Genomic DNA, 22,571 nt, shown 5'->3' with positions numbered 1-22,571 from the left:
CGGTAAATGCTGGAAATATTTGTTAGAGTGATTTACGCATGATCAGCGAAAAAGGGTTCCTGATTTTTTCTTCCCGATTTTCAAGAATCAGCCGGGCCGCAGTTTCTCCCATTTTTGAATGGTCCGTTGAAATAACTGAAATGCCGCCCAGCAAAATCTCTTTGAGAGGTGTTTCATTATAGGAAATGATACCAACATCCTTCCCTACCTTTAGTTTTTCGTTCCTGCAATTTTTAATAAGTCTCACCAGGTCGGTATCTTCAGCTACAATATAAGCCTCTCCCGGCTGCAGCTTTTCATTTAAATTCATCTCCGGCTTAATACAGTATTCAAAATCGTATTGAAGACAAAATTTTCTGAAACCCCGGATGATCTCCACCGGGTGCGGCAGTAATTTGGAATGCACATAAATCAATTTTCTATACTTCCGCAGCATTTCCACAGCCGACCCCAATGCTTCCGAAATGTCGTGTTCAAAATCCTGGTAAACCGCTTTATGAATCCGGTTGCCGGTTGGTAGATCCTTATCCAATAAAATTAATTGTTCCTGTGGTATTTTATGAATGCTGTTATACGTTTGCTCTGTTTGTTCGCAAAAATGGGGCATTACCACATAATAATCGTAGCATCCCAGGCTGGTTTCAATAATATCATCAAACAACCGCGAACTGGCGTGGTGTATCTTAAGTTCTACGGTAGCCTTATTACCCAGTGTATGTACAAATGAATCGTATATCGTTTTTTTATGGGTACTCAGTTTGTTAAAAACCAGCAGCACCCTGTAAGGAACAACAATATTTGTTCTGGATATATAAAACCCTTTACCCCGAACTGCTTCTATAATCTTGTCCTGCTCCAGCATATCATACGCTTTTTGAACAGTATCGCGGGAAAGCAAACATTCATTGCTGAGCTCGTTGATAGAAAATATCCTGTCGCCTTTTTTATACTGGCCCTGCCTTATAGCTTTTGTTACAGAATGAACAATCTGCAGATATTTTGGCGTTCTGCGTTGGGCATCTATCTGAAATATGGTTTGCAGGCAGTCGTTTTTAAGCATATTGTTTCGGTAAAGTGTTTCGTGTTACACCTGACGTTGGTTCCTACTATTGAATAGCGGCGCCTCAGTATGTAATATAAATGCAGCACTTAATTATTCACAAGTAATTAACATTCGCATAGCGTATACATTCAGTTAACCGGCACACAACAGCATAGTACGTACCGGCCGGTGATGTATATTGGATTCGGTAAAGCCCCCTGAATTATAAAAGCATTCATTTTCTTCCAAAAGGCGACTAATGAACACAAAAAAACTGATCATACATTTTAGCCTGGCATTATTGCTAACTGCCATACTATTACAGGGCGCATCACAAAGCAGAACTGCCTTTGGAAGAGAAACTGGTGCATACGCGGTTATGCTGCAGCAACTGGAACATAATATGATGCATTACCAGGAAAAGTGGACAGATACGCTCGGCGGTAAACAAAGAAATGTATTTGTTCCCTGGATCAGGGATCATGTACATGTAATGAAAGCCATGAAATACCTTTATCCGGATATGAAAAGCTTTCTTGAGTTTTTCCTTGAAAACCAAACGGAGGAAGGTATTTATTTCGATTATTATTTCCCGCTTAATTATGGAGGAGCAGGCAACAGGAAAAATATATTCCATAAAAGATATTGGAAAGTTTTTCCTGAAGACAGCATTGAGATGCACCGTTTACCCGTAGAAGCAGACCTTGAATATTTGCTGGTGGAAGGCGTATATACCGTATGGCAATGTAGCGGCGATACAGCTTTTATAACCAGATGGCTACCCACACTGGTAAAAGGAATAAACTATTCGATGACCGATCCGCTGCGCTGGTCAAAAAAACACCAGTTGATAAAAAGAGGTTATACCCTGGATACATGGGATTTTATGCAATTGCCCGCTACCAGGGAAGAATATACAAAGAATGGTGGTAACGTGCAGAAAGGCATTTTTGATATTGATGAAAATACCCCCATGGGCATTATGCATGGCGATAACAGTGGCATGTATGCAGCCTGTACACAATTGTCGGCTATGTTTACCATAACAGGTGATACGTCCGCAGCGCAGCAATGGACCAGCAAGGCACAACATTTCAGAACAAGAACAAATGCCCTGTGCTGGAATGGAAAATTTTATGCTCATTTTATAGAGGACGATCCCCAGCCTGCTTATCTTACCATGGATCAGCAAAATACATTGAGCCTATCCAATGCTTACGATATTAACCGGGGCTTGCCCACTGAACAGATGGCTCAGTCTATTATACATACTTACCAAAAATTAAAAGAAGATCAGCGTTCAGCATCATTTGCAGAATGGTATGGCATTTACCCTGCGGTGCTGCCACATTTTGCTGATTACCAGCCCGGTTCCTATATGAACGGCGGCGTAAATACCATTGTAGCAGGCGAACTGGCAAAAGCGGCTTTCCGGCATGGATATGAAAGCTATGGGGTAGATATTTTACAAAGGCTTATGGTTTTAATGAAAAAACACAAGGGAAACCTGCCGGTAGCTTATAAACCAGATGGAACGGTAGATGAAGGCATTCCCGACAATTGGGGGCAGGCAGCCGTATACAGCGCATTAATTGAAGGATTGGCCGGTGTATCAGATAAAAGTTCACTTTTCAGAACGGTGGAAATTTCGCCGCGCTGGCTGGCGGCCGATATTAACAAAGCCAGTGTTCATGTGGTATATGGCCCGTCGGGAGCAGCTATCAGCTACAAATATGAACATGACCCGGTGTTGCGTACCATTCAACTTGCAATCAATGGAGATATGCATAAAAGCAAGGTCCGTATTTTACTTCCCAAGGGTGCTACTAAAGCCACTGTTAGCGTAGAGGGCAAAACACTGGCAGCAGGTAAAGTTACCATCCGTAACAGCAATTACATTATAGTAACATTGCCAGCAGGCAAAATAAACAGGCTGGTGGCTCAATATTGAAAACAATTATACCCGGGGAATTGTGTTGTAAAGATGGCGATGTGATCAACGTCATTAACTTAAGAAATTTGATAGTGATTTTTCACGCAACGATTTAAAGTGTAAAACGTAAAGATCGCAACGCAGCATCTTACGTTAATGACGTTGGTGGGGTGCTTATAAAAAATATTATACCAAACAACGGATAGTCATTAAATATTTTTATCTTAACCAACTGAAAGGGGAAATTGCCGATCGCTGCTATAAGATTAATTATGCAGACCAAAACCTGCCATACCTGGATTCAACTCCAAAACGGACACCAGCATGCCTTGCTGGAACTATACAATCAACATTATGTTGGCCTAATGAACTATGGCATAAAGTTAACCGGTCAGCGGGAACTGACCAGCGGCTGCATTACTCAAATACTATTGCGTCTCTGGGATAACCGGGCCAAGCTTCCTGTTGTGGAAAATGTAAGGTCATACCTGCTTACCTGCCTCAGGCGGGAACTGATGGCAGAAATAAAAATGGAAAGCAACAGAATGCGCAGCAATAAGCTATTCCAGCATACGGCGCCGCAGGAAGAATCTTCCTATGAAGAATACTTAGTGCAATTGCAACACAGTAAAGAGCTTAAAGACAGGCTGACTAAAGCATTGGATCAATTGACCCAAAGAGAAAAAGAACTGATGGAGCTTAAATTTTTTGAAGATCTTGACTACGACGAAATAGCTGCCAGGTGTAATATAACCAAGCGAACTGCTTATAATATTATTTATGCTGCATTAAAAACGCTTAAAGCTAATTTCATTACTGCTCCCATACCAGGCACTGTTACTTATAACCCCGCCATACTGGCTCTGCGCTGCTGTATGCTTTTTTTATAGATTCCCTGTTCCTTTCCCGGTAAAAAAAACTTCAATTCCATAGTAAATAACTGGGCCGGGCTCCTCAATACAAAAAAGCTGTTACATGAACTATACAGAATATGAGGCCGAGGATTTCATACTGGATGTTTCCTTCCAGAATTATTGCCTCGGAAAAGACGAAAAAGATGTGGCATTCTGGGAAAGATGGATCCGGGATAACCCGCAAAAACACGATGCGGCAGAACAGGCAAAATCACTCTTTTCTTTATTGAACGGCAATCATGATGCCGCACAATTCACTGCCGGCAGAAATGCCTTTCAAAGGGCGGCCGAACAGCATATGGCGATCAATACGCCGCAAATATCTTTTGAAGCGCCGGTTCATAAAAAGGGAAACCTGCGAAAGCTGTTCCTTTACGGGGCCACTGCCGCCGCTGCCGTTGCAGCTATTGTTTTTTTTGCTGTACGTCCTGCTGAGCAAACGCAAACAGGAGATTTTTCCTTACAATATAATTACACGCGAGTAAGCAAGGCGGGTGAAAGAAAATCGTTTCAATTGCCGGACGGAAGCAAAGTAATGCTGAATGCAGGAAGCACTATTAATATAGCTAAAGATTTCAACACGCATACCCGCGAGGTTTCGTTGTTGGGTGAGGCTTTCTTTGATGTAGCGCATAACCCGGGCAAACCATTTGTAATTCATACCTCATCCATGGATGTAAAAGTATTGGGAACCGTTTTTAATGTTAAAGCCTATCCAACAGATAAGCTAACGGAAACATCTTTAATAAAAGGATCTGTTGAAATAATGCTGCACAATAAAGCAGCAGAGAAGATTTTGTTACGTCCTAATCAAAAGATCATTTTGCCAAATCATAAGGATGACAATACAGCAACGATTGCCGTTAAAAATGCTCCAAAAACGAATGTTGAGGATTTTAAAATAACAGGGCTTACTTATAGTAAAGTAGACAGCACACTTACGGAAGTTTCATGGACAGAAAACCGGCTGGTATTCAATGAAAGCAGGCTGGATGAGGTAGCCGCGGAACTGGAGCGTTGGTATAATATCACTATCCGGTTTAATGATGAACAGGTAAAGCAATACAGATTTACCGCAGTTTTTGATCAGAAAAATATTGTGCAGGTATTAGATGCCCTGCAATTATCAAGGCGGTTTGAATATAAAATAGCAGAGAACAATAATATTATTATCAGTAAATAACCGAAGCAACCGATTGCAATTAATGAAAAGGGAAAAAGATGGGGAAATGTTGACGCATTCCCCCATTCTAAATGTTTTGAGACAGGCTGTATTAAGATTGACCTGCCTCATTATTAACTTAAACTAAGGTAAAAATATGAAAAAAAGGCAAAAGAGCCGGGCGCTTCATTGCGTATCCGCGCTTACCAAAATTGCATTGCTTATGAAGCTGGCTGTTATCATTATTCTTGCCACCTGCCTGCAGGTATCTGCAAAAGGGTATTCGCAGGAAACCAAACTAACGCTTGACCTTAAGGAGGTCAGCATCAGCAAAGCGCTCAAAACCATTGAGCGTAAAACAGAATACAGGTTCGTCTATTCCAGTAATTTCTTCCCGGCGGAACTTACTGTAAATGTGCAGGTAAAAAATACGCCTGTATCTGAAATTTTATCACTTATACTTGCCAGAACGGGATTTACTTTTAAAAAGGTGGATGAAGATCTTATTGTAATTACAAGCAGTGAGCCAAAGCTGAACCAAATAACTGTAAAGGGAAAGGTGACGGATGCCAATGGAGCTCCTTTGGCAGGTGTAACTGTTGCACTGGAAAACAGCACGGTACAAACCGCCACCAATGCCCAGGGAGAGTTTTCCATCAATGCTCCCGAAAACGGCATCCTCATACTTACGTCAATAGGCTATGTTACGGAAAGCGTTCCCGTTAATAACCGCCAGCACATCAATATTATACTTACCGCCACAGCACGCGGGCTTGATGAAGTAGTAGTGATAGGGTATGGTCAGCGGCAGAAAAAAGATATTACCGGCGCCGTTTCCACTACTGCTGCAAAAGATATTGAAAAAAGCACCGCCCCTTCCGCCGAACTGGCCATGCAGGGCCGGATGGCGGGCGTATTTGTAAGTACTCCCAGCGGTAATCCCAACGATCGTATTAATGTTCGTATAAGAGGTGTAAATACTTTTAATGGTGTAAATGATCCTTTGTATGTTATTGATGGCATTCCGCTTACGGAAGGAGGCTTGGGGAGAAATGAAGCGGTATTGCAGGATCTGCGTACGCCTATCAATGTTTTTACCATTGTTGACCCTAACGATATCGAATCCATCAGCGTATTAAAAGACGCATCGGCAGCCGCCATTTATGGAGTAAGAGCCGCAAATGGCGTAATACTCATCACTACTAAAAAAGGGAAAACGGGAAAACCTAAAATAGAATTAAATGCCTATTATGGAATTCAAAATTCTGTGTCGGAGGGAAAAGATGTGCTAACACCCCTGCAAGTGGTGGATTTATATGAAGAAGCCTATAATAATAATCCCAAGTACAATGCCGGTGTTGCTGTTCCTTTTGGCGACCCAACCGCATTCGGACCCGAGTTTGATGCAGCAAGCCCTAAATATTTGGGCAACAGTTCTTTTACAGACTGGCAAAAGGCATACCTGAATAAAAATGCCCCGGTATCGAATGTGAGCTTAAAATTATCCGGAGCCAACGAAACATTCAATTATTATATTTCCGGTAGCTATTATAAAACTGAGGGAACACTAATTGGCAGTAAACTGGACCGCTATTCCCTGGCTACCAATATCAGCAGTAAAATTTCCCGTATCATAGAAGTAGGATTGACCACCCGGCTGGTATATGAAAAAAACCTTAATGAAACCAGTGGTGATCTCGGTTCGGCCTTATCTGCGCTACCCTGGCAACCTATTCATGATCCCAATGGGTATTTAGGTTACGCACAGGTATATGCTACCGAATTTGAGCCTAATCCTGATTTTGATCCTGCACTGATAAATTCAAATCCAATAAAAAGATTCGCTGCCGGGTACCCTTACCCGTTATATGGCCAGCAAACGAAGTTCAATCCTTTTGGTTTTATGGCGGCTAACGATAACGTATACCATCAGCAACGTGCATTAGGCAATGGCTACATACAAATAACCCCTGTAAGAGGATTACGGATAAGGGGTTTACTGGCGGGCGATTATTTTAACACCCGTAATGATAATTACAGCGATTTTGAAAGTTATCGCTTTAATCAAACACCGGGTAATCCATATGGCAGAGATAGTAATGTGGTGGCAACGTTAAACACCCGCAATACGTATAACATCAGCTATACCAAAGAGCTGCAGGCTATCTATAATACTACAATAGGAACCAATCACAGTATTGAAATTACGGGTGTCGCCAATCATCAGAATTGGCAATGGAAAATTTTAAGCGGCGGCGGTGCATTGTTTTCAAGAGATCCCAATTTACGTACTACTTCACAGTTGCCCCTATTGGGAGGGGGAGGCCAGCAAACACTGGAAAGAAGGGCATTACTGGGCTTTGTGGGCAGAATAAGCTATAAATATTCGGATAAGTATTATGTTGATCTGAGTGTTCGCAGGGATGGCTCATCGCGTTTTGCGCCTCATTACAGGTGGGGAACTTTTCCTTCAGCCGCTCTCGCATGGCGTGTTTCATCAGAGAAATTTTTCACGCCTAACCCCTGGCTCAATGATCTTAAGTTCAGGGCAAACTGGGGACAGGTTGGCAATGAACAGGGAACTGCCGGATTCGCCTACCTGTCTATCGTAAATCCCGGTATTACTGTACCTAATTATTCATTCGGTTCCGGAAACGGCGACCCCATAGGAACACAGTACTTCGGTGCTTTCCTTCCCAATTTTGCCAACGAGATTTTAAGCTGGGAAACACTAACTACATCCGGACTTGGACTTGACGCCATGCTTTTCAATAACAAAGTTAATTTCACGCTGGAATACTACAATAAACTGAATAAGAATATCATTCAGTCCGTAGCCCCACCACCCAGCACAGGTATAGAATATCAACCCGATATAAATGTAGCGTCTGTGCGTAACAGTGGTATAGAACTGCAGTTGGGTTATACCGAAACTTTCAGCCGCGATTTTAATATTAATCTTTCCGGCAATTTTACTACGGTAAAAAACCGGGTAGTTAAATTAAACGGCGGCGTTCCCTTCAGCGACAATGTAATTGAAGGCTACTCCATGTTTTTTATCAGGGGATATAAAATGGGCGGCATTTTTCAAAGCGAAGCGGAAATTGACGCCTGGAGAGCCAATTATACCGATGTTTCTGCCGGACAAGACCCCAACGACCCCAATGTGAAACGACCAAAACCAGGGGATGTATATTTTCTTGATGTACACGGCAGACCTGCCACTCCCGGAAAATGGAATAAAGATACAGACAGCCTGATCAACGATAACGACAGAACATACCTCGGCAAAACAATACCAGGTTTTTTCTATGGTTTTAATGCCAGCGCTTCATGGCGCGGGCTCGACCTTTCTATACTATTCCAGGGAGTGGGCGATGTGCAGAAATACAACTGGCAGCGGGCCGGGGGAGAAGCCATGAGCAGCAATGGCGTAAATCAATGGTCTACGGTATCAGATCGCTGGACGGCTGACAATCCTTCTGCCACCATGCCAAGGGCCGTATTCGAAGATCCGAACGGTAACAACCGCGAATCAAGCCGCTTTGTGGAAAATGCAGGTTTTTTGCGATTGAAAAATATTGAAATCGGCTACACCGTTCCCAAAACATTCTTAAGCAAAATAGGAACATTATCCGGTATACGCGTTGCCGTTAGCGCCATTAACCTGGCCACATTTACACAATGGAAAGGCCTTGATCCGGAAAATGATCTTTATCCTCCTGCCAAACAAATTTTGTTCAGATTAAGTGCATCCTTCTAATTGAAAAAAATACTGCTATATGTATAAAATAATAAAAATAAGCGGGCTGATAACCATGCTGCTTTTACTGTTCAGCATATCCTGTAACAGGGATTTAATTGACCTGCAACCCTCTAATGAAACAGAAGCATCTTACTTTAAGAAGGAAACGGAATTTACAAAAGCCATTGTAGGGATTTATGCCAAGCTTACCGATTTTTATAATTACAACGCACGGGATGGCCGCAGCACCCTGATGCAAATAACATTTTTACCGGGAGATGATATTACAACCACCGCAGATGATCCATTTGAACATTTCGCAGGTTTACAGGCAAGTAATGGAAAGCTCGGCAATTACTATAAAAGTTCATACGAATTAATAACCCGCTCCAATATTGTGCTCGATAAAATTGAAGCGGAAAATGGTGTATATAGTACTCCTAATCTTAAAAATTACCACAAAGGCGAAGCCTTGTTTTTAAGAGGATTAATGTTTTATAATTTATGGAACTATTTTGGAAAACCACCTATCATATTAAAAAGGCTCACCTCGTCGGAAGACTGGACCAATCCTGAATCGCAGGGTACACAAATGCTTGACCAGGCTATAGCTGATTTTACAGAAGCAGCGTCTTTATTGCCCGATGCATGGCCGGCTTCCGATTTGGGCAGGGCTACAAAAAACTCAGCCAACGGCATGCTGGGAAAATCATTGGTAGTGAGAGGCTCACACACCAATACGCCGGCAGATTATACTGCTGCCCTATCCGCATTTAATGCACTGAGCGGACTGGCGCTTGTTCCTGAATTCGACGATAACAATTCGGCCTTTACAGAAAACAATGCAGAGTCTTTATTTGAGTTCCAGGCTTCGCAAAGTCCTGGTGATAATATCTGGCTCCCCAACGAATTTGATGCAGCCATTGGAACCATATCTTCGTTTTGGGGATATTACGACAATCACTGGTCGTTGTTCGGCGCCTCTCCTCATATTGGCACGCAAAAATTAGCCGACGCTTTTGAAGCGGATGATCCCCGGCGCGACCGTACATTAGATGTAGCTTCCAAAGCCATTCGCAAATACGTAACACATAACCAGTTTGCGCCCAATGGCGCAGGCAGCGTTAACAATCCGCGTATTTTGCGTTATGCAGATGTATTGCTGCTGAAAGCAGAGGCGGTATTGCAATCGGGAGGATCAACCGCCGATGCTATAGGGCTTATTAATGAGGTAAGAAAAAGAGCCAGGGATATGGTAAGCGGAGGTACAGTTCCGGCAGATTATACTACAGCCGAAACCGATAAAGCGACGATCATGGACTGGATCATGAATGAAAGATTACTGGAGCTGGCAGGGGAAGGACAGCGGTGGATTGATTTAAAAAGATGGCATGTGGCGGGCTACATTACTTTAAACAATGCTTTTTTTAGTCCTGCTAACACGCAGGCCATGTCTTTCCAGGCGCCCAAACATTTACTAATGCCTATTCCTATAGATGAAATTGATAAAAACCCAAATGTGACACAGAATCCTGACTATTAAACTTGCAGTTTGATTTTGGTAGTGTAAACCCCTGGACTTTTCAGGGGTTTATTTTTCCATGTCTTTTGTCTCAATATCCTTTACTGTATTCGTTGGATAAGCTTCGGAAACGTAACGATGCTGAAAATGCATTAACGGGTTTGCTACAATAAATCTTTATAGCTGATAAGCTGTACGTTTAATTTTTTAATCAATACTATGATCGCAGCATCTGTCCATATATCCACCACACCCTGGCGGTCTGCAGCTACATCTTCATAACCGATATGATGTATCGCCCGCATTTCCGGTGTATCAAAAGCCGGATGGTCTACAAATAAATAAGTATTGCCGGGTTCCAGTGTTTGCAGCATGGCAGTAAAGGCTTTCTTCTTTTCTGCTGCTGTTTTGCTGGGGCCTTTATAGCCAACAGGCTTCACATTTTTTTCTGAAAGATCAATATCAATGTTATATTCCTTCGCCAGCTTTTTAGTGAGTTTTGTTACCTCCTCATTCATATGCGTACAACCCATATGCCCCGAAACATGACTGATGCGTGGTATTTTTTTTATAGCCAGTTCTATCTGCGCCCTGAATTCTTTTTCCACATCTTCAATCGTCCACTTCTTTTGCAGCAAGGCCCGGTTGGGATAATTCTTATTGGGCCATATCATGGGATAAAAATATCCATCGGCATCCCTAAGACCGGGACAATCTGATAACGGTCTCCATTTAACATTATCCCACTCGCTGGTTAATGTAAGATGAATGCCCACATCCACGCCGGGATTTTCCTTCAGCAATTGAACAGCCTCCGGAAACCACGGCGAAGGAACCAGCACTTCAACAGAACGCACGATTCCTTCTTTATAGGTTTTAACAGTAGCCAGGTTACCACTGTTCGAAAACCCCATATCATCTCCACGTACGATCAAACGTGCAGGATTTTGCTGTGCATAAAGCATTATTGTATTGCATAAAAAAAAGGCAACAATCAGGTAATATTTCATTCGCATATAAAGTTTACCGGAAGCTACGTAAATTAGTTAAACCGGGTATCGCAAAAAACGTTACAACAGCATAGTACAGTACACACACCGTACCAGGTAAGATTAATTTAGAAAGCGAAAAACCGCTTCGGATTCATTCATTTTGTTAACACACCTAACATGCACAACGGCCTTCGTCCTCTGATCCTTATCATTGCTATTGTTCTTATATCCATCACCGCATCTTTTGCCCAAATTGATTACAAGGGTTTCCCGCAATGGAGCTGGCACAGGCAGGATTCTACAGAATATTATCTGTACACCCCTTCGGGTATACAACCCGGTAAGCAATACCCCGTGGCGCTGTTCATGCATGGTTGTTGCGGTGTGGATGAGCATGCTTCCCTGCGCAATGCCGTTGACCCTCCTGCCCGTATGTGGCATAACTTTGGCGCCAATACACAAAAAATTCCCACTTATATTATTGTGCCGGCAACTTCAAGGGGCTGGGAACGCCACTTTGGCAATCTGAAAAAAGTAATGGATGATCTTATAGAGACAAACCAGGCCGATCCGCAACGCATATATGTTTGCGGATTTTCTATGGGTGGCGATGGTACTTTTAAATTCATTAGCCGGTACCCACGTTATTTTGCAGCAGCTATAATAATGGGTATGGAAATGAAAGGCGATCTTGAAAAAGTAAAAGATGTGCCTATCTGGATCAACCGCGGAGAAACGGACTGGTATTCGCGAAACATGCCTAAGCAAGTTGCGGAAATGAGAAAGCTGAACGGGGCTGTTGAAGACACGGGATTTTCATGGGTAACGGGTATTAACCCCCGCTTTAGTGATTTTAAAGGCATCGGGCATGGGGTACAATGGATAGCAGCGAGTACACAAAATTTAACCGACTGGGCTTATGCTAAAATCAACGATGGCAACCTGTACCCTCATGTTTGGTTTACCGCTCCCCAATGGAAGGCAACCGTAAAAAAAGGCACTGCGATAAAAGTGAATGTGGGTGCCAATGATCCCGATGGAAGCATCAGCAAAATAGAAATACATATCAACAAACAGCCTTTTAAAAAATTACAGGGGCTACCATTTTCATTCAACTTTATTCCGCATGAGGGAGATAACCTGGTAGAAGCGACAGCTTACGATAACAAAGGAAAGACAAGCACAGCTACAACCATCATTAAAACGAATATCCCCGTAACCATTATCACCACACAACTACCTTACGCCAGGCCGGGTGCATTGTATACAAAACAACTTGCGGCAAATGGCAATGGTGCAATACAATACGCTTTAAAGAATGGCAGTACTTTACCCGATGGCTTATCGCTGTCGCCTGCCGGACTAATGAAAGGTATTCCGGTAATTAAAGAAGAATACAATTTTTTGATTTGTGCAAAGGATGAAGATGGTGATTCATCTGTTTTTAAATATACCTTAAATGTGCTGGATAAGCGACCGGGCGAAGTTATCGTTACCCGTGCTGTAAACGATTCAGGTGTTGTTTTCCCCGTTTCAAAAATGAAGAAGGGAGGATTGCCTTTTTTCAACCGGTACGACGATGAAATCAACTTTAGTGAAACAGGCGCTTACGAAGGGTTAACCTATATAGCGGGTAACAACAGGGATACAGCCCGCAGCGCGGAAAATTATCTTAGCTTTTTTACAGATGAAGATGCCATGGTTTATGTTGCTTACGAAAAACTGGACAACCTTTATACCTCCACCATACCACAATGGCTGAAACAATTTAAGAAGCAGCCCTCATCCCAAATAGCAGCACAGTATTTTTATTATGACCTTTATTACAAAACATTTCCAAAAGGCAAAATAACACTGCCTGCTGCTGATGAAAAAAGGAATGGCGTAAATACCAATTATTTTGTATTGATAGCGCCGCTTATTCCCATGCAAACCGACCCGGAAATTAATACAACCATCCTTAGTGCCGGGCTTGCAAAAAACTATTATGAAGAACAATTAACCTCACTGTATGGTAAAGGGGAAATTGCCTGGAAATTAAAAAAAGGTAAAATACCCAGCGGCATTCAATTATCCTCCAACGGAATAATAAGTGGACTGGCAACGACTAAAGGCTCTTATTGTTTTACAGTGGAAGCAAAGGATGAGAACAGCAATACCGTTGAACGTGAACTGGAATTGCTGATAAAATAATTTTATTTTACCGCAGATACTGTCATCGGGTGCATTTCAAATTAGCCGAGCTGGGAATATACCCTGTCTTTTTTAGCCGCAGATACGCAGATTAATCTGCGCATCTGCGGCATTTTCTGCATGGGGTATATATAATTGTTGCTGGCTGGTGTCTCCACCAGCCAGGGCAGTCCGCCGTGGCCGGTGTTCCACTGGCCACGGTCGCAAAATGGAAACGACAATTTGAACTTTTCTCACCGAAGGTAAATGCACCCTGCCGTCATGCCAGTCTGTCTTTAATTCTTATTTTTACCATCGTCAATACCTTTTTAAAAAAGGCACTAAGCTTGTGGGCAATATTATTCAAATACAAATGGTCATGATCAAAGTTTTCATTCCGCTATTCTTTTTAACCATTATAACATATACCGGGTTACCTGCACAGGAACAGCTTCCTGTTGGCACTCACCCGCCGGCTATTGAATTTAAACACTTCCCCAACCGCGTATATGCGCTGGTATGGCGCAACTGGAACCTCGTGGAACCTGCGCGTATTGCCCAAACCATAGGATGCCAAACAAAAGACATTATTGCTATTGCCGGATCTATGGGCTTACCACCTGCAGCATCTGTTTCGCCCGATTTTAAGAAGAGGATATACATTACCGTGATACGAAGGAACTGGCACCTGCTTCCCTACGATCAGTTGCTAACCCTGCTGGATATGACGGCCGATGAACTGGAATTTGCGCTGAAGGAAGATGATTTCCTGTTCGTTAAATTAGGCAACCTTAAACCAAAATGTTCAAAGATCATATATATAAAACCCGATAACAAAACACTGGCACGGGCAAAGCAGATCAAACAATTGGTGCAAAAACATTTTAAAGCTTCCCTCGCCCGGCCAACCGTGCCCCGGTTTGCTTTTGTAAAGGATCTGCAATCAACGGATGGTTTTCCAAAAAACGAAATGAACCAGATTTCAAATAAAAATGGGCTACGGTTTATCTATTCTTATTTTGGCATTTTCGGCGATCCTTTAATTGATACACTTCATGATCCCTATCCCGATGGATTGCTTTCGCGGTTAGCCGCCAAAGGAGTCAATGGAATATGGATGCACGTTGTACTCAACCAACTGGCTCCCGGTGGAAATGATTTCCCTGAATTTGGTGAAGGACACCGTATACGTATTGCTAACCTGCGGCGTATTGCCCAAAGAGCAAAACAATACGGTATTTCGGTTTACCTGTATATGAATGAACCCAGGGCTATGCCTTTATCCTTTTTCAAAAACCGGCAGGAGATGATGGGTACGCAGGAAGGCGCTTTTGCCGCCATGTGCACCAGCGATGAAAAAGTGCTCAACTGGATCAGCCATTCGCTTGCCCACGTTTTTACACAGGTGCCTGAGCTGGGCGGTGTATTTACCATTACTGCATCTGAAAATTTCACCAATTGTGCCTCACATGGCAACCAGAAAGGCTGTCCTCGCTGCAGCCAGCGCGACTATGCGGATATTATCGCCGGGGTTAATGAAGCCATTGACAACGGGGTGCATGCAGGCAATCCCAATGCCAAAGTTATTGCATGGGACTGGGGGTGGCACGGGCATGGTGATGCGCCTGATGTTATTGCAAAATTGCCAAAGTCGGTATGGTTAATGTCTGTGAGTGAATGGGCAAAACCTATTGAACGGGGAGGCATCGCTTCACAGGTGGGCGAATATTCTATCTCCACAGTAGGCCCCGGCCCCCGTGCTGCAAGGCATTGGGCGCTGGCAAAGCAGGCCGGTTTAAAGACGGTGGCTAAAGTGCAGTTCAACAATACCTGGGAACTATCCGCCGTGCCCTGGTTGCCGGTTTCTGATCTTATTGCCGAACATGCTTCCAATCTTGCCAAAATGGATACCGACGGACTTATGCTGAGCTGGTCGCTGGGCGGCTATCCCTCACCCAACCTCGAAATAGCACAGGCTTTTGCTGAAGATCCTGCTGCTAAGCCCGAAACGGTGCTTAATGCATTGGCCGTGCAGCGTTACGGAACAACGGCCGCACCTTTTGCCCGGCAAGCCTGGACTGCATTCAGCAAAGCTTTCCGGGAATTTCCTTATAATGGCGGCGTGGTATACAATGCGCCACAGCAATACGGCCCGGCTAACTTATTGTTTGCTGAACCTACCGGGTACGCATCAACGATGGTAGGCTTTCCGTATGATGATCTTAAAGGTTGGCGAAGCATTTATCCCGCAACAGTATTTGCAGAACAGTTTGATAAAGTAGCCACCGGATGGAAGGAAGGACTCGGCCACTTTGAAAAAGTGATACAGCTTGCAGCACCCGGCAAGCAGACCATTGCAAAAGAAGACTTTGGTATAGCCAAAGCTGCCTGGCTCCATTTTGCATCGGTGGCCAACCAGGTGAGGTTTGTTATGGCCAGGGATAGTATACAAAAGCATCATTTAACGCCTGCCGAAAAACAAATTCAGATTACAGCGATCAATAGCATTCTAAACAATGAAATGATATTAGCCAAAGCACTCTTTGAAATCACGCAATCCGATTCCCGCATCGGGTTTGAAGCTTCCAACCAGTATTATTATGTACCGCAGGATTTAATAGAGAAAGTGATCAACTGCGAATTTATACGCTCACAGTTGGGCTCCATGTAAATAACATTTTATAATTCAAGCGGGATTAAGCGCTTTGAAAATGACATGAAGAGTAATTTGGCAACCTGCCCGCCTTAGCGTGGCACAAAGCGTCTGTATCCGCTACGGACAGGTTTTATTTGGTTTTTTTTGTCACTTTTTTTGCGGAAAAAAAGTAACCAAAAAAGCCGCCCGAAATCATTATACAGCACGATTTCGGGAAGGGCCTTGATGGAGCTTTTGCGGTACTGTAGTTTCAGCTTCACTTCACTGCTGCTTTTTCATTTTTTAGTAGTTCGTAGGATAGCTACTTTGCCTGAAGATTAAGATTGAATGGTGAGTAGCAATTCCGGATTTGAAATGCACCCCTTTTGCTTTCTCCTATTGTTTACGCAGCCCGGCTCAATGCAAATAACTTTGCAGCAAAATAAAATCCTGTACGGCAGCTATACCGTTTCTTATCTTTACCCCATGTTAGAATTACCTGTTACCGTGCGCATTCCGCTTCCCGGAGAAATGCCTCACCGGCCGGATATAGAAGAACTGTTGCTTAAAAGAAAAAAAGCGCAGATAACAGAAGGGTACAAAATAACACCCAATACTATACGCCAGCTTTCTTATACTTTCCAGGCAGAGATCAACATCAACAACTCAAACCTATGGAATTTAATGCTGGCGCTGTTAAACCTGCTGCCGGAAGAAATATGCTGCGAATACAGTTTAAATGAAGATGAAACAGTAACCACGGAATACTTTCCGCAGGCCACCGTTCTGCAAAAGATCTCGCCTTACAGGCAGGAACTGACACAGGATTGTGCTTTGCAATTGAATTTGTATGCCCATACCATGAATGAACTTACAGAGATCATCATTACATCAGCAAAATATATCCGCTTTTCCGGAAGCAACAAAGAGGGATTTTTACAACGCATGCGTAATTTTGATCTTACAGAAATACCCGGCATTGCTTTTATAGATGAGTATCCCAAAATAGTAGAACCATTAAGAAAATTTATTGCAAGCGCCAGGCGGCCGGAAGATGTGATATGGTCGCTTAACCGTGCTTTTGGTATAGAGGGATGACATTTAGATACGTTGCATCGCGGTTGTTCTATCACACTATACAATTGTTGTCAGTGTTTTCCGGACAGAGTCCGGTAAGAACATAGCAGTACGAAGTACGGAGACTTCACACAGCGTACCAAACCAATACTTCGTACACCTATTTCAACTTAAATTGTCGCGATGGGGTCTTCACAGCCGGGCTATTATTGCGCGTAGGGTGAGACCCCGTCGCATGTTCGGCGCGGGGGTCTCATGGCTGCCACATGGCTCCCGATGAAGACCCCTGCGCGACTTATATTTTTTTATTTTGTTGGAATTGTCCACAAGAATTACACTTGGGATTGTAACAAATGCTTACGGAACAGGGATAAATATTTTTGCTCTCTAATTTATTCCATGTCTTGGTCAGAAGTGAGATTAATTTGAATTACTATTATACCGTTGTCGCTATAAAAGTTCATAACAGATGCTTCAGGTTTTGTGTGTTACGACAATCTCAATAACTGCAAATACTTTCTCACTGTTGTCAATTAAAGCAATGTCTGGTTGGCAAACTATCAAATTTTGTTCCACATTAACTGCCTTTATCTTTTTGAGCAGGTTTCCCGAATGGTTTTCGCCACAAAAATTGCAATGCCAGGAAATTGTAAGCGGCATCTTGGAATTTAGGTAATGTTCAATTTTCTTTGCAGGCAGGTTTTTATAAGAGCAGTGTAAAGCCGTCTCCGGTATACAATTTGGTGTCAATTTACGATGAGAAAAATGAGGTCGCTTTGTTCCTTTACCTGTTTTACCACTTTTTCGAAGAATTAAGTCCGTCTTGCAAACCGGACAGAAAAAATCGTTATCCTTTTCTGCATCATTTGCTTTAATAAGGTTTCCGTCATTGTCTATTGCAACTGTGTAAAGAATGTTTGTCATTCAAGTCTGTCGGTTTATGAAAGCAATGCCGATTTAGAATTACCGCTTACGAACAGGGCTTGGTGATGGGCAGGCATTCAATGAACGTCACGCCCGAACGTTAGCCGATTGTTATTCCTTAAGCCAGCCTATTGCCAAACCTTTTGCTATTTGCTGCCCTTTTATACAAAATACTTAGGAATCTGTTTCACTACTTTGACCATGAAAGTGTATCAAACTTCCAATTGTTCACGAGTATTTATAATTAATTCAGAATAATCAAGATGAACCACATCACTTGAATCTCCTAAAATTTCATCTATTAATCCGTACGATTTTGCTTCTTCCGCATTAAGATAGCGATCACGCAGGAAATAGTCTTCAAGCTCTTTCCATGAATGTCCGGTGCGCCGGCCCATCAAATGAAATAGCTGGGCCTGCAGTCGTTCCTGTTCACGGGTTGCAATACGCACATCTTCTGTATAACCCTGTGTTCCGCCGCCTGTGGGGTGCATGTGAATCGTAGCATGTGGTAAGGCATAACGATGTCCTTTTTCACCCATGCAGAGTAAAGCCGTGCCCATGCTGGCAGTAAAACCGATCGCGTAGGTATAAACAGGTGCCTCAATCATTTGCATGGTGTCATGAATGGCAAGACCTGCATACACATGACCACCAGGGCTGTTAATGTAAAGATGAATCGGCTGTTTCTTATCCACACTATTCAGGTAAAGTAATTGAGCAACAATGACATTTGCCATCTGGGCTTCAATCTGAGTACCTAAGAAAACAATTCGTTCTTTTAACAGCAGACTATAAATATCATAAGCACGCTCTCCCCGTCCACCACTGTCATCAATGACCATGGGAATGATACTGGAATTAATCATAATTTAATTGTCTTTAAAAAGCTGGTGTATCCGTTGCTGAAATATCACATGCTCCGGGTTCTGAAAGAGTTTGTGATGTATTTTTCCAATCTCTGCCTTCATCTTCCTGCGTCCGTAAAGTTTGATGAGAGAATGAATTTGTTTTAGTAACCCTACATTTAATTTAAAATGCGGATCGAGGATAAGTTGTGCTTCAAATAGTATCTTTTCTTCTTCGGAAAGCTCATTATTCAGATACCGTTCGATATGATACGTATCATTCCCTGAAGTCTTCATAGTTTAATGATTTTTGTTCTACAATAACTTTTATTTTCTCTATACATTTGTATTTCTGTACCGATGCAGAGTGAGCGTTTGAAAATCCATGTACCTGAGATACTTCATCCATAGATAGTTTGTCGTAATAAATAGAGCGAAGCAATTCTATGCATTTCTTTCCTGCAACTTCCAGTAAACGAAGTAGCCGGTTTGTTTTCGTTGTTTCTATTTCAAAGTAATCCTGGGGAAGCGTGATCTCTTTTTCCAAAGAGTCAAGTGACAATAATCTATGTTTGGATTTGAATTTTTTATTCCACAAATGTTTGGCAATCCCTACGATATAGGCTTCATCTGAAAGTCTTACATTTAACTCTCCACTTACATTTTTTTCATAAAAAATTATTAATGCATCCTGAAAAATGTCTTTCGCATCATGAAACGAACCTCCTTGTTTGCCGACTATATCAGCGACCACAGGAAATATTTCCTCGTATAAGTGTTCAAAGTTTTTCTCACGCTGCTGGGGGTCTTTGAGATCGAATGAAATTTCTGCAATGGTCATAAGCTTTGCATTTATAGGTATGTGGCTTTTATTTCAGAAATATCACCATGAAATGCCAAATTTATTTTTCAGGCTACACCCTTGTTTGCCATGAGGTGTTTGTTGGGGTTGCAAATAACACTTCGCTTTACGCAACTTGGTTTATTTTTAAATATTTTTAATCGCCTCTAAGCGTTTACAAACCGGCAACAAGGATACTCCTATATTATTGCACTAAGCCAAAAATCATAGAACTGGGATAAAAAAGGGTTGAGTGCCGGGCTTTATACCGGTCCAGATTGAAAGGGTTATCAAACCTAATCATTTATTACTATAATTAAAAAAGTCCTGTGGTAGTGAAACCATTGCTGTTGACAATATTCCCGATGAAGACCCCTGCGACTTAAACCTGGTATTGGCTGAAGTGCTATGGAACAGCGGGATTGAACTATTTTGCCTTCTTTGCAGTTACAAAGAAATGCTCTGCATTTTTGCAGAAGATTTTTTCCTTTTGTTCCTTGGTCAAAAAATCAAGATCATCAACAGACGCGATCACTTTTTCGATGTTTCCGTTGTCCGAACCAAACATTATTCGATCTTCCAGACCTGCTTCTACAAATGTTTTCATTATGATTTTGAATTGCGCGGCGGGTACAATATCAGGGTTAGAAATAACAGAAATATCGGCGTAAACGAGGTCATATCTATGCATGATATCAACAGTCTCTTTATAATACTGATCCCCACTGTGCATTATCCATACTTTTAGTTGTGGAAACCGAACGAGTATTTTTTCTAACAGGAGCGGATTCCCCATTTCAATTTTAAAGTTTGGACTGCCATGATTTGGCCCCGCACCCCCTGTATGAACGCCTACCGGAAGCTTATATTTTTCTGCCAGCGCGTAATATGGAAAAAGCAAAGTGTCGGATGGAGAAATACCATAATACTCATTTAAGAGCTCACCTAAAAAATCAATCCTGCCTTCTTTTATTTGCTGCTCAACCCAAATGGGAGACGGCCATTCCTGCCCGTTTTCATAACATAGTTGATGACTGTATGGCACTTTCCCATTAGGGCAGGGAAACATAAGTCCATACAGCAGATGTATATCCGATTTACCTCTGTAGCTATTTTGCAAATTCCAGGAACTGCTTATAGCGGCTTTATACACACCCGCCTGCTCTAATTCCATTAGCTGGTTCGGTATATCCTTACTTCCGTGAATATGCACATCAAATACCTTCCGGCCACTTTTTTGGTTAAAAGAAAGGGACAGACAGATGGCTGTAAATAAAAAAAACAGAATTTTCACTTGATTTTTTTAAAGGTATTGACCATAGAAACTTAAATTGTCGGTACAGATGAAAGGGTTATCAAACCTATTCATTTATTCCTATTTCAATTTCATCTTTTCAGGATCCCATTCCACTACTTTTTTTCCAAAATAACTATCGTTACAGGCCAGACAAGGCGCCGCGGCCCGGAATCCAAATACGGGGTCTTCCACTACGGTTCCGTTTGTGCGTATGGCTTCAAAGAAATTGGTAAAATGAGCCACATGCGCATCATGCCCCCCTGGTTCTTTATACTTTATATTGGGTTTTTCCGGTTGTTCTTTGTCTTGTTTTGAATACTTCTCATTGTAGGCCTGCAGCAATGCCTCCTGCATTTGTTTGGGATAGGTTGTCAGCGCATCCCATCCTCCAATGCCCGGTGCTTTGGGCAGCAGGTCATGCGTTATGGTCAATCCATCACCCAATTCCATGGCACCTTCATCGCCAATCAATCTTATCAGGGAACGATCACCCATCCCGCTTGAAAAATTAACCCGCAATGTGAGCTGAAATGCAGGGTGTTCTTTCGTTTCGGAATAATCCATAATAGCAGTCATTACATCCGGCACATCTCTTCCATCTTTCCAGTAGCTCGTTTCCCCCGAAGCAAAAATTCTTTCCGGGCCTTTTGATCCTGTTATCATATGTATACCCGTTAACAGGTGCACAAACAGATCGCCGGCAACGCCGGTACCGAATGCTTTGTAATTTCTCCACCAGAAGAATTGCTTTGCATCATACGGTTGTTTGGGCATTCCGGCAACATAACGGTCCCAGTCTACTGTTTCAGGTGAACCATCTGTTGGCATGGTATATTGCCATGCGCCTATTGCACTGTGCCGGTCGTAAGAAGCTTCTATGCAATTCAGTTTTCCTATTTCACCTGCTTCGTACAATGTCTTGGCTTTTTGATAAAGCAGCCCGCTTATGCGCTGGCTTCCCACCTGCATCACTTTTTTTGTTTGCTGTTGCGTGGCTATAACCGATGCGCCTTCACTGATTTTGTGCACCATTGGTTTCTCGCAATATACATGTTTGCCTTTTTTCATGGCATCAATGGCAATCCGGGAGTGCCAGTGATCGCCCGTGCTTATAATAACGGCGTCAATATCTTTTCTTTCAAGCAACTCACGGTAATCCTTAGTTATAAAAATATGGTTACCGTATTTTTCTTTCACCCTGGTTAAACGGCCCGTATACAAATCGCAGGCAGCGACCAGTTCTATACCCTCAATTTTTAACGCAGTATCCGTATCGTTATGCCCCATTATGCCCATGCCAATGCTGGCTATGCGCAAACGATCATTGGCGCTGATTTTCTTTTCTTCGCGCAATACATACTCGCGAAAAGCAGGGTCGCCGGCAAATGCATGAAGTGGTCCGGCAGTGAGTGCCAAGCCTGTGCCGCCAAGCTGTTGTATAAACTTTCTTCGTGAAGAGGATGACAT

At 42.6% G+C, this 22,571-nt stretch carries 16 protein-coding genes; 8 read left to right on the top strand and 8 right to left on the bottom strand.

Annotated elements, in window-relative coordinates; genetic code table 11:
• Positions 1-22: 22 nt before the first annotated feature.
• Positions 23-1,060, bottom strand: coding sequence for a GntR family transcriptional regulator (locus FRX45_RS04125; RefSeq protein ID WP_152267141.1), 1,038 nt, complete (start codon positions 1,058-1,060; stop codon positions 23-25).
• Between the two features lie 241 nt (positions 1,061-1,301).
• On the opposite strand from FRX45_RS04125, the gene FRX45_RS04120 reads away from it, so the two are divergent.
• From FRX45_RS04120 to FRX45_RS04100, 5 genes are all read left to right on the top strand, one after another.
• Positions 1,302-2,993, top strand: a complete 1,692-nt coding sequence (locus FRX45_RS04120) for a glucosidase family protein (RefSeq protein WP_152267140.1) — start codon at positions 1,302-1,304, stop codon at positions 2,991-2,993.
• Positions 2,994-3,247: 254 nt separating this feature from the next.
• Positions 3,248-3,865 (top strand): RNA polymerase sigma factor, encoded by a 618-nt coding sequence (locus FRX45_RS04115; protein ID WP_152267139.1) that lies wholly within the window; start codon positions 3,248-3,250, stop codon positions 3,863-3,865.
• Between the two features lie 85 nt (positions 3,866-3,950).
• Positions 3,951-5,072, top strand: a complete 1,122-nt coding sequence (locus tag FRX45_RS04110; RefSeq protein ID WP_152267138.1) for a FecR family protein — start codon at positions 3,951-3,953, stop codon at positions 5,070-5,072.
• 136 nt (positions 5,073-5,208) lie between these two features.
• Positions 5,209-8,814, top strand: coding sequence for a TonB-dependent receptor (locus FRX45_RS04105; protein WP_152267137.1), 3,606 nt, complete (start codon positions 5,209-5,211; stop codon positions 8,812-8,814).
• A 19-nt stretch (positions 8,815-8,833) separates the two neighbouring features.
• Positions 8,834-10,339: a RagB/SusD family nutrient uptake outer membrane protein gene (locus FRX45_RS04100; RefSeq protein ID WP_152267136.1), complete on the top strand. Its 1,506-nt coding sequence runs from the start codon at positions 8,834-8,836 to the stop codon at positions 10,337-10,339.
• A gap of 143 nt (positions 10,340-10,482) precedes the next feature.
• On the opposite strand, the gene FRX45_RS04095 is transcribed toward FRX45_RS04100, so the two are convergent.
• Positions 10,483-11,328: a polysaccharide deacetylase family protein gene (locus FRX45_RS04095; RefSeq protein ID WP_152267135.1), complete on the bottom strand. Its 846-nt coding sequence runs from the start codon at positions 11,326-11,328 to the stop codon at positions 10,483-10,485.
• 159 nt (positions 11,329-11,487) lie between these two features.
• Here FRX45_RS04095 and FRX45_RS04090 point away from each other — a divergent pair, with 159 nt between their 5' ends.
• The 3 genes from FRX45_RS04090 (at position 11,488) to FRX45_RS04080 (ending at position 17,215) form a co-directional block, all read left to right on the top strand.
• On the top strand, positions 11,488-13,503 hold the full coding sequence (locus FRX45_RS04090) for a putative Ig domain-containing protein (protein ID WP_152267134.1): 2,016 nt from the start codon (positions 11,488-11,490) through the stop codon (positions 13,501-13,503).
• A gap of 358 nt (positions 13,504-13,861) precedes the next feature.
• Positions 13,862-16,153: a hypothetical protein gene (locus FRX45_RS04085; RefSeq protein ID WP_152267133.1), complete on the top strand. Its 2,292-nt coding sequence runs from the start codon at positions 13,862-13,864 to the stop codon at positions 16,151-16,153.
• 384 nt (positions 16,154-16,537) lie between these two features.
• The gene (locus FRX45_RS04080) at positions 16,538-17,215 is read left to right on the top strand and encodes a hypothetical protein (RefSeq protein ID WP_152267132.1); all 678 of its coding nucleotides are present in this window, start codon (positions 16,538-16,540) and stop codon (positions 17,213-17,215) included.
• Positions 17,216-17,668: 453 nt separating this feature from the next.
• Here the strand turns inward: FRX45_RS04080 and FRX45_RS04075 are convergent, their stop codons facing one another.
• The 6 genes from FRX45_RS04075 to FRX45_RS04050 form a co-directional block, all read right to left on the bottom strand.
• Positions 17,669-18,118 carry a competence protein CoiA family protein gene (locus FRX45_RS04075; RefSeq protein ID WP_152267131.1) on the bottom strand — a complete coding sequence of 150 codons (450 nt, stop codon included), beginning with the start codon at positions 18,116-18,118 and terminating at the stop codon, positions 17,669-17,671.
• Between the two features lie 212 nt (positions 18,119-18,330).
• Complete coding sequence (locus FRX45_RS04070; protein ID WP_152267130.1) at positions 18,331-18,987, bottom strand: ClpP family protease; 657 nt, start codon at positions 18,985-18,987, stop codon at positions 18,331-18,333.
• A gap of 3 nt (positions 18,988-18,990) precedes the next feature.
• On the bottom strand, positions 18,991-19,263 hold the full coding sequence (locus FRX45_RS04065; protein WP_152267129.1) for a hypothetical protein: 273 nt from the start codon (positions 19,261-19,263) through the stop codon (positions 18,991-18,993).
• Positions 19,244-19,807, bottom strand: coding sequence for an RNA polymerase sigma factor (locus FRX45_RS04060; RefSeq protein WP_152267128.1), 564 nt, complete (start codon positions 19,805-19,807; stop codon positions 19,244-19,246). Before FRX45_RS04060 ends, FRX45_RS04065 begins: the two co-directional genes overlap by 20 nt.
• A 427-nt stretch (positions 19,808-20,234) precedes the next feature.
• Entirely contained in the window at positions 20,235-21,101 is an 867-nt protein-coding gene (locus tag FRX45_RS04055; RefSeq protein ID WP_226804940.1) for an amidohydrolase family protein, read from the bottom strand.
• 81 nt (positions 21,102-21,182) lie between these two features.
• Positions 21,183-22,571 carry a Gfo/Idh/MocA family protein gene (locus tag FRX45_RS04050; protein ID WP_152267127.1) on the bottom strand — a complete coding sequence of 463 codons (1,389 nt, stop codon included), beginning with the start codon at positions 22,569-22,571 and terminating at the stop codon, positions 21,183-21,185.

It is taken from the genome of Agriterribacter humi (genome assembly GCF_009192765.1).
GTDB lineage: Bacteria > Bacteroidota > Bacteroidia > Chitinophagales > Chitinophagaceae > Agriterribacter > Agriterribacter humi.
Note: the sequence above shows the minus strand (reverse complement) of the source record. Positions and strands in the feature narration are given on the sequence as shown.

What these genes read in the sequence shown, in the direction of transcription:
- FRX45_RS04125 (WP_152267141.1), bottom strand. Translation starts at nt 1,060, where the DNA reads ATGCTTAAAAACGACTGCCTGCAAACCATATTTCAGATAGATGCCCAA.
- FRX45_RS04120 (WP_152267140.1), top strand. Translation starts at nt 1,302, where the DNA reads ATGAACACAAAAAAACTGATCATACATTTTAGCCTGGCATTATTGCTA.
- FRX45_RS04115 (WP_152267139.1), top strand. Translation starts at nt 3,248, where the DNA reads ATGCAGACCAAAACCTGCCATACCTGGATTCAACTCCAAAACGGACAC.
- FRX45_RS04110 (WP_152267138.1), top strand. Translation starts at nt 3,951, where the DNA reads ATGAACTATACAGAATATGAGGCCGAGGATTTCATACTGGATGTTTCC.
- FRX45_RS04105 (WP_152267137.1), top strand. Translation starts at nt 5,209, where the DNA reads ATGAAAAAAAGGCAAAAGAGCCGGGCGCTTCATTGCGTATCCGCGCTT.
- FRX45_RS04100 (WP_152267136.1), top strand. Translation starts at nt 8,834, where the DNA reads ATGTATAAAATAATAAAAATAAGCGGGCTGATAACCATGCTGCTTTTA.
- FRX45_RS04095 (WP_152267135.1), bottom strand. Translation starts at nt 11,328, where the DNA reads ATGAAATATTACCTGATTGTTGCCTTTTTTTTATGCAATACAATAATG.
- FRX45_RS04090 (WP_152267134.1), top strand. Translation starts at nt 11,488, where the DNA reads ATGCACAACGGCCTTCGTCCTCTGATCCTTATCATTGCTATTGTTCTT.
- FRX45_RS04085 (WP_152267133.1), top strand. Translation starts at nt 13,862, where the DNA reads ATGATCAAAGTTTTCATTCCGCTATTCTTTTTAACCATTATAACATAT.
- FRX45_RS04080 (WP_152267132.1), top strand. Translation starts at nt 16,538, where the DNA reads ATGCAAATAACTTTGCAGCAAAATAAAATCCTGTACGGCAGCTATACC.
- FRX45_RS04075 (WP_152267131.1), bottom strand. Translation starts at nt 18,118, where the DNA reads ATGACAAACATTCTTTACACAGTTGCAATAGACAATGACGGAAACCTT.
- FRX45_RS04070 (WP_152267130.1), bottom strand. Translation starts at nt 18,987, where the DNA reads ATGATTAATTCCAGTATCATTCCCATGGTCATTGATGACAGTGGTGGA.
- FRX45_RS04065 (WP_152267129.1), bottom strand. Translation starts at nt 19,263, where the DNA reads ATGAAGACTTCAGGGAATGATACGTATCATATCGAACGGTATCTGAAT.
- FRX45_RS04060 (WP_152267128.1), bottom strand. Translation starts at nt 19,807, where the DNA reads ATGACCATTGCAGAAATTTCATTCGATCTCAAAGACCCCCAGCAGCGT.
- FRX45_RS04050 (WP_152267127.1), bottom strand. Translation starts at nt 22,571, where the DNA reads ATGTCATCCTCTTCACGAAGAAAGTTTATACAACAGCTTGGCGGCACA.